At 43.0% G+C, this 6,915-nt stretch carries 7 protein-coding genes; 6 read left to right on the top strand and 1 reads right to left on the bottom strand.

Going from position 1 to position 6,915, the window contains the following annotated elements; translation table 11 throughout:
* Window positions 1-201 precede the first annotated feature (201 nt).
* The gene (locus AACW75_RS06870) at window positions 202-963 is read left to right on the top strand and encodes a siderophore ferric iron reductase (RefSeq protein WP_017075457.1); all 762 of its coding nucleotides are present in this window, start codon (window positions 202-204) and stop codon (window positions 961-963) included.
* 75 nt (window positions 964-1,038) lie between these two features.
* Window positions 1,039-1,824 (top strand): ABC transporter ATP-binding protein, encoded by a 786-nt coding sequence (locus AACW75_RS06875; protein ID WP_145570655.1) that lies wholly within the window; start codon window positions 1,039-1,041, stop codon window positions 1,822-1,824.
* A 138-nt stretch (window positions 1,825-1,962) separates the two neighbouring features.
* Here the strand turns inward: AACW75_RS06875 and AACW75_RS06880 are convergent, their stop codons facing one another.
* Entirely contained in the window at window positions 1,963-3,156 is a 1,194-nt protein-coding gene (locus tag AACW75_RS06880; protein ID WP_145562009.1) for a multidrug effflux MFS transporter, read from the bottom strand.
* A gap of 357 nt (window positions 3,157-3,513) precedes the next feature.
* Here AACW75_RS06880 and AACW75_RS06885 point away from each other — a divergent pair, with 357 nt between their 5' ends.
* The 4 genes from AACW75_RS06885 to AACW75_RS06900 all read left to right on the top strand — a co-directional run bounded on the left by AACW75_RS06885 (window position 3,514) and on the right by AACW75_RS06900 (window position 6,490).
* Window positions 3,514-4,605: a PQQ-dependent sugar dehydrogenase gene (locus AACW75_RS06885; RefSeq protein ID WP_145572373.1), complete on the top strand. Its 1,092-nt coding sequence runs from the start codon at window positions 3,514-3,516 to the stop codon at window positions 4,603-4,605.
* A 444-nt stretch (window positions 4,606-5,049) separates the two neighbouring features.
* Window positions 5,050-5,259, top strand: coding sequence for a cold-shock protein (locus AACW75_RS06890; RefSeq protein ID WP_004731543.1), 210 nt, complete (start codon window positions 5,050-5,052; stop codon window positions 5,257-5,259).
* A gap of 117 nt (window positions 5,260-5,376) precedes the next feature.
* Window positions 5,377-5,916, top strand: a complete 540-nt coding sequence (locus AACW75_RS06895; protein ID WP_017075452.1) for a YaeQ family protein — start codon at window positions 5,377-5,379, stop codon at window positions 5,914-5,916.
* A complete protein-coding gene (locus AACW75_RS06900; RefSeq protein WP_017075451.1) occupies window positions 5,909-6,490 on the top strand; it encodes a hypothetical protein in 582 nt (193 codons plus the stop codon). The genes AACW75_RS06895 and AACW75_RS06900 overlap by 8 nt, the downstream gene beginning before the upstream one ends.
* The last annotated feature ends 425 nt before the right edge of the window (window positions 6,491-6,915 follow it).

The following is a 6,915-nucleotide window of genomic DNA, read 5'->3' on the forward strand; positions in this document are numbered from 1 at the left end:
TCTATAGTTGGCGGTGATATATTAGATTCACCAATACTTTTATCATTTAACAAGGTTTTAATCACTTAAAAAAGAACAGCCCACTCACAACCTATAAACCTCTCAAAAGACAGAAGCTCCGAGTATCTGCTCCATTTTGTATGGTTATCCTCGATTATGTTCGCTATGATAACGCAACTGATTCTCATTTAATGGTTTATAATGCTTCCCCAGTTGCACAATATTATCACTCGTAGAAGAGCCCCGTCTCTACACCAAAAAATCTTCGCTTACTCAAAAGAAGTCACTCCTTATTTAAGCGGCAGCTTTGGTGCTCTGAATAACAAGAGCATTGCAATTACGAATGATAATAGCCATAAAGAAATCAAACGAGTTTACGATGGCCTTGCAAAAAGCCACCCTGAAGCAGGAAAAGCCTATTGGTTAACCCGAACCTGGGATCTCGTGTGCTGGCAACCTATCTATGTGACCTTCATTTCTATCTACGGTCTGCATTCACTGCCAGATATCAAGAATATGGGTCAGTTTAGGTACAAAGAGTTCGTCACTGGCTATCGCTTCTCCAATGGTGATCATCAGCATGGCGCACCAGAAGAATTGATTCCACACGCTGGTGAAGCCATTCTTGCATTGACCGAATTTTATCGCAGTCAAATCAGTGAATGGACACGCATTCGCCCAGGGTTTACCAATCACTTACTGGCTGATCTACTGTTAGGCAGCTTGATAAAACTGCAACAGCACGAGCCGAGCCTAACCAACGACTACATCACTGGACAAGCTAAGCTTTGGTTAGAGGCCTGCCAATTACCAAACAGTCATCTAAATAGCCTAAAGGTCGATGTAAATTCTGGAATGTTAAAACTAATCAGAATCAGCTGTTGCTTGGTCTATAAGTGCGATTCTAGAAAGTATTGCGACGATTGTCCAAGGCATCCCGACAACAAAAACACTGCGTCATAACACTCAATATTTTAGAGATTAATACGACGAATTCACACTCATTGAGTATCGTTATTGGTCTCAAACAGGACTGACATGTTCCAACTTTCAAACATCAAAATCGTTCGAGATAACCGCACCATCCTCTCAATTGAAGATCTCACCATTCCGACGAATGAACTCACTGTAGTTCTTGGGCACAATGGTTCAGGTAAATCGACATTAGTTAATTTGTTATCGGGGCAGATGTCGCCTGATCGTGGCATTGTTGAACTAGATGGAACGTCTTTGTCGTCATTCAAAAGCAAAGACTTAGCCAAGAAAATTGCTTACCTTCCTCAAAAACTGCCGACTTCTGCAGGTTTAACCGTGGAAGAATTGGTTCGTTTAGGGCGTTTCCCTTGGAGAGGAGCGTTGGGACGTTGGAATGCTCAAGACAAGTCGATTATTCAACAAGCGATGGAAAGAACCGGCGTTGCTGATTTTTCACAGGCTTTAGCGGATGATTTATCGGGAGGCGAGCGCCAAAGAGCATGGGTATCGATGTTACTCGCTCAGCAATCTCCGATCTTGATTCTTGATGAACCGACCTCTGCGTTAGATGTTCATCACCAATTCCAACTTATGGGTTTGTTGTCTGAACTAAACAGAAAGGAAAACGTCGGGGTTATCGTCATTTTACACGATTTGAACCTTGCACTGCGCTACGCCACACACATTGTCGCCCTGAAAAAAGGACAGATCGCGTTTGAAGGCCACGCTGATAAATTACTCGATGAACACGCTTTGTCCGCTTTGTATGAATCCCCTATCCGATTGATCGATCACCCAGTTCCAGCCAAGACAGCAGCCAGTGAGAAAGTTGCCGTGGTCTGCGAATAGCTTCAGCGATTAAACGTTCGCCTCAACCTCTTACCACTAGACATAAAAAAGGCCATTGAAATCATAGGGTTTCAATAGCCTTTTTTGACTGTTCACTTAACTACTACTCAACCGCTAACTTAACTACTAGTTCAACCGCTAACTTAATTGAGATTCCCTCGCTTCTTGGCTATTAAAACCACGCAAAATATTAATCAGAGTAACCAGTGTGAACACGATGATCACGAGCGATAGGTGCCACGCTTCTCCTAGCCCTAATTGGACTAATCCCATACTCACCATTGAAGATACGACCATTTGCCCGCCACCAGACATCGCGGCCGCTGCGCCAGCATTTTTGTTGTACGGCAACATCACCAAAGCCTGAGCACAAGGTAATGCGATACCATTGCCAAGTATCATCAAGAACTGGCCAATCATTAAATACAAAGGATCAAGTGGACAGAAGAAAAGCCATAAGGCAGCGGAGATGTGAAGCACAGGCGTGCATAGCAGTGTTTTCTTGTTGCCTAATATCGGGCGAATACGATTGCAAAGGCTTGTACCACCAAGCATTCCCAAAGCAGGAATCACCGCCCACATTGCGTATTCATCTGACGTCATGCCAATCTGGTTTTGCATGATAAACGGCATGACGGACACTGTGGTGATCATCAAACTAAAGTTAAGCCAACCAATGCTCGCAAAGCTCATGAAATAACGAGAGGTAAGCAACTCTTTGTATTGAGAAATCATTTTCTTTGGTGAAGGGATCGCCGATACCTGTGCGACCGTTTCCTTAAACTTGAACGCCAACACCACCCAAGCCAACGATACGTATCCAAGTAGCGAGATGAACACCATACTCCAGCCAAAGTGGAAGTTTATAAACCCACCGATAACCGGTGCAATCAAAGGTGTAATAGACGCAACCATCGCAATATAAGACATTGCTAGCGGCAAATCTGCCCCACTAAAACGATCTCGTGTTGAAGCGCGAGCCAGTACAGCACAACACCCCGTCCCTAAACCTTGTAAGAATCGCCCCATGACCATGTTAGTAAACGAATGGCTAAAGAAGATGATCATCAATAGGCCAAGCATCGCGATTAATAAGCCGCTCAGCAATACTTTCTTACGCCCTAAAGCGTCAGAAATAGGACCGTAAATAAACTGAGAAGGACCAAAACCTAACAAATACACGCTCACCAGAAGCTGCGCTTGCTCTAATGAGACATCGAAGTCTTTCGCAATCCAAGGTAACGAAGGAAACACCAAGCCCATACTGAGCTGACCGATACTGATGACCAAACACGCAAGTAAGATCGATTTAAAATCAAATCGACGACTCATGATGTAAAATATCCAGTTGAACAGGTGCTTTGAAATCGAATTGTTTGAGAATAGATAGTTCGAGAGCAGATGGCTTGAAAAAAGGTCGTTTGAGAACAGATAGTTTGAAAACAGATTGATCGGGCATCTACCTGACAACATAAAGACAGAGAAAATAGCGAAGATGTTGCAGGGGTAATATTCATTGTGCTCCGAAAGGATCGAATAGAGAATGGCACAGTAAACATACGTGAGCTTGTATAATCATACAATACTCGTTGAACTAAATATGTGAATAGTGACTTTTCACTCATCCTAACTATCGACCTGCTTGCCACAAGCTAAACTAACACAACGTAATGACATCAAGGGACTTCAATGAACATTCATCATCGTATTCTTTCCTGTGCTTTGGTACTCATCGCTTCAGGCCCAATCGCTTCAACCCAAGTTTTTGCATGGCAGGCAGAAAAAATCACAGATGGCCTCGAGATTCCGTGGGGTCTCGCTTATGTCGATGACGGTTCTATGCTTCTCACAGAAAAAGCAGGCGTTATCAAACACATTGATTTAAAAACGGGTGACCAGAATACATTGTTTAGGCTCCCCAATGTATGGGCGAAAGGCCAAGGCGGTTTGTTGGATATCGCGCTCTCCCCTTTTGAGCTTGGGAAATTCTATGTCACTTACAGTAAAGACGTCGAGGGTGAAGGCGTAACCACACTCGCTTCGGCTACTTACAAAGCCGATAAAGTATCTAATTGGCAAGATGTATTTGTATCTAAATCGAGAACAGATACAGGTCGTCACTTTGGTAGCCGCATAACCTTTGATGATAGCCATCTGTATTTTTCAATCGGCGATCGTGGCGACCGAGACAACGGCCAAGACACGCTGACTCATGCGGGCTCGATATTGAGATTAAATTCAGATGGAAGCACACCTAACGACAATCCATTCACGGATAACGACAAAGTTCTCAATGAGATTTGGAGCTTTGGTCATCGCAATCCTCAAGGCCTATTTTATGATATCCCGGCACAAAAGCTTTGGTCTATTGAGCACGGGCCACGCGGCGGTGATGAAATAAACCTAATTAAAGCAGGCGCAAACTATGGTTGGCCAGTCACATCACACGGCAAAGAATATTGGGGGCCGATAAGTGTTGGAGAATCTGAGACCAAAGACGGTATTGAACCTCCGGTCAAAGTTTACGTCCCCTCAATAGCGCCCGGTAGTTTAATTGTCTATCAAGGCGATAAATTTCCAGAACTCAAAGGTAAGTTGTTAGCGGGTGCTCTTAAGCTCACCCACATCAATATTGTGACAGCGAATGAACAAGGTGAGGCAGTCAAAGAAGAACGTATTTTAGAAGACTTGGGCGAGAGAATAAGAGATATAGAGACCTCTCCTGACGGAGATATTTACTTCAGTACCGACAATGGCAATCTCTATCGCTTGAAAAAATAATCTGGTACCCATTCCTGTGAAGATGAACTACCCGATAAATTTATAAATACAAGCCGTTCAACTGGACTCAAACACCAATTAGCGGCTTCCTAACGGAAAAGTAAAGTGTGCCAAATCAGTGCAACCACTCTAAATTTGTCATCAATTTCACCCACCTTTTTCACAAAAACTACAACAAATCACCATATAACTGTAACTCCATGATATTTAAGGAATGGAAAGTTTGACTACCCCCAAATTTCTGGAACCTTTCCTTATGGATTCGATTGACTATCCCCTGATTTGATTTAGACTCAATTTCGGCTAGAAAGAAAGTTCTTTGTATATAAACATTTCGTTGGATTACTAGTAACCCCGTTGTGTTGTACGCAATAGCAATAAATTTTTCCACGCTATCAGTGCCACAATTGGCTCAATATAAAAATTTAATATTAGGATATCATCATGTCTAACACAGTTACTGGTAAAGTAAAATGGTTCAACGAAACTAAAGGCTTCGGTTTCATTGAGCAAGAAAATGGTCCAGACGTATTTGCACATTTCTCTGCAATCACAGGCGACGGTTTCAAAACTCTTGCTGAAGGCCAACAAGTTGAGTTCACTGTATCTCAAGGTCAAAAAGGCCCACAAGCTGACAGCATCAAAGTACTTTAATTTAGTATTTTAAAGCTTTCTAAAAATAGCCAGCCTCTGCTGGCTATTTTTTTACCCGCTATTCAGAGATTTAAGGTAATATTCCCCTTCACTATTTCTACCTAAGACACCCTATCAATGGCTCTTAAACCGACAATCTACAAGTTTCGACTCTCTCTAACTGATATGAATCGCGACTATTACGACTCTTTCAATCTAACAATTGCACAGCATCCTTCTGAAACTGAACAACGTATGATGGCTCGTATCATTGCTTTCTGTATCAATGCTTCGCCGGATCTTCAGTTCACTAAAGGATTGTCGAGCATAGAAGAACCTGATTTGTGGCAGAAGTCGTTAGATGACCAAATTCTAGATTGGATTGATGTGGGCGAACCGGATCCAGAGCGTGTTAAGAAAGCGACTCGCTTATCTAAGTCAGTGCGTGTATTCAGCTTCAATACTAAATCGAATGTTTGGTGGGAACAGAATAAAGGTAAGTTCGGCTACCTGAAGGCTCAAATTGTTCGTCTAGACAACAATGGTATAGAGCAAATGGCAGCGATGACACAACGTACAATGGATCTTTCAGTGATGCTGTCGGGTAACTCTGCTTTCGTTAACAGCGACACGCAATCTGCAGAAGTCACTTGGGAAGAGCTACAGAGTAATGACTGAGATCCAAACTCAGACTGAATCTCAGCGCCAAACTAAGCTCGAAGCATGTTTGCAACTCGCTGGTCTCGATTCAGTTAAAGCGCTGACGACTGGCTATGAAAAAGAGTTAAAGTCATTTACTGACGAAAACCACGCACTTTTCAAACACGCTTGTGAGAATAAGCCCAGCAACTCTGCGCGCCAGACATTGCTCGGCCTGCTAACAAAAGTACATATCGATGTTAGCTACCGCTTTGAGAGCAATAAAGAAGCCAGCGAAGCGATGCAAAACGTGTTCGATAATACTGTTGGTAGCGCGCACAGTGATAAGTTTCAAAACTCTAATGCTCAGCAGTTAACGTTAGTCACTCATTTATGGTTGTTCATTCAAGGACGACTTGGAATGGACTACAGCCTAGCCAATGATCATGCAGAAGTCACCGCAATACTATTGTCTCGCTTATCCAGAAATACAGACGATGAGATCCGAGTGGAGTTCATGGGTAGCTTTTATGATGGTTTAAACATCTACCAAGCTGAGAACAAGCCATCAGGCTTTGTTCATTACTTTAAGCGTTTGTTTAATCTTACTTAAGCATTCCACCAGCTGCTGCACCCAAATTTGCGCTTTATAGATTCAGTAAAGCGCATCTAATTTCCGTTCCAATCCCCCCTCGAATAAGTAGATCCTCTATTACGCTGGTTCCCATAGGGAATGACAAATGTGTGTGCTCCAAACTTCTTGAGTGCGCTTCACCTAAACACTGACACAAATAAGCAGGCATACAAAAAATCCCTTTATTCTCGATATGCTCCTCAACAAACTCACGTCACCCTCGAGAAGGAGGAACGACTGAGTCGGGGAAGCTACGACGCACGCGAAAGCTCATATTACTGTCTCGTCCTAAAATACGTTGACAGTATTTCTAATAAGTCAACAGCGTCAGCTGTTGGCTTTTTTCATGCACCTCATTTGGAGTTTTCATTCTGAGACTAAGGTGCGGCCTCATGTTGTTATAG

The organism is Vibrio sp. L3-7 (genome assembly GCF_963898195.1).
GTDB classification, from domain to species: Bacteria; Pseudomonadota; Gammaproteobacteria; order Enterobacterales; family Vibrionaceae; genus Vibrio; species Vibrio echinoideorum.

Excerpts from the sequence above, each read along its gene's own strand:
- AACW75_RS06870 (WP_017075457.1), top strand. The coding sequence starts at position 202 with ATGCTTCCCCAGTTGCACAATATTATCACTCGTAGAAGAGCCCCGTCT.
- AACW75_RS06875 (WP_145570655.1), top strand. The coding sequence starts at position 1,039 with ATGTTCCAACTTTCAAACATCAAAATCGTTCGAGATAACCGCACCATC.
- AACW75_RS06880 (WP_145562009.1), bottom strand. The coding sequence starts at position 3,156 with ATGAGTCGTCGATTTGATTTTAAATCGATCTTACTTGCGTGTTTGGTC.
- AACW75_RS06885 (WP_145572373.1), top strand. The coding sequence starts at position 3,514 with ATGAACATTCATCATCGTATTCTTTCCTGTGCTTTGGTACTCATCGCT.
- AACW75_RS06890 (WP_004731543.1), top strand. The coding sequence starts at position 5,050 with ATGTCTAACACAGTTACTGGTAAAGTAAAATGGTTCAACGAAACTAAA.
- AACW75_RS06895 (WP_017075452.1), top strand. The coding sequence starts at position 5,377 with ATGGCTCTTAAACCGACAATCTACAAGTTTCGACTCTCTCTAACTGAT.
- AACW75_RS06900 (WP_017075451.1), top strand. The coding sequence starts at position 5,909 with ATGACTGAGATCCAAACTCAGACTGAATCTCAGCGCCAAACTAAGCTC.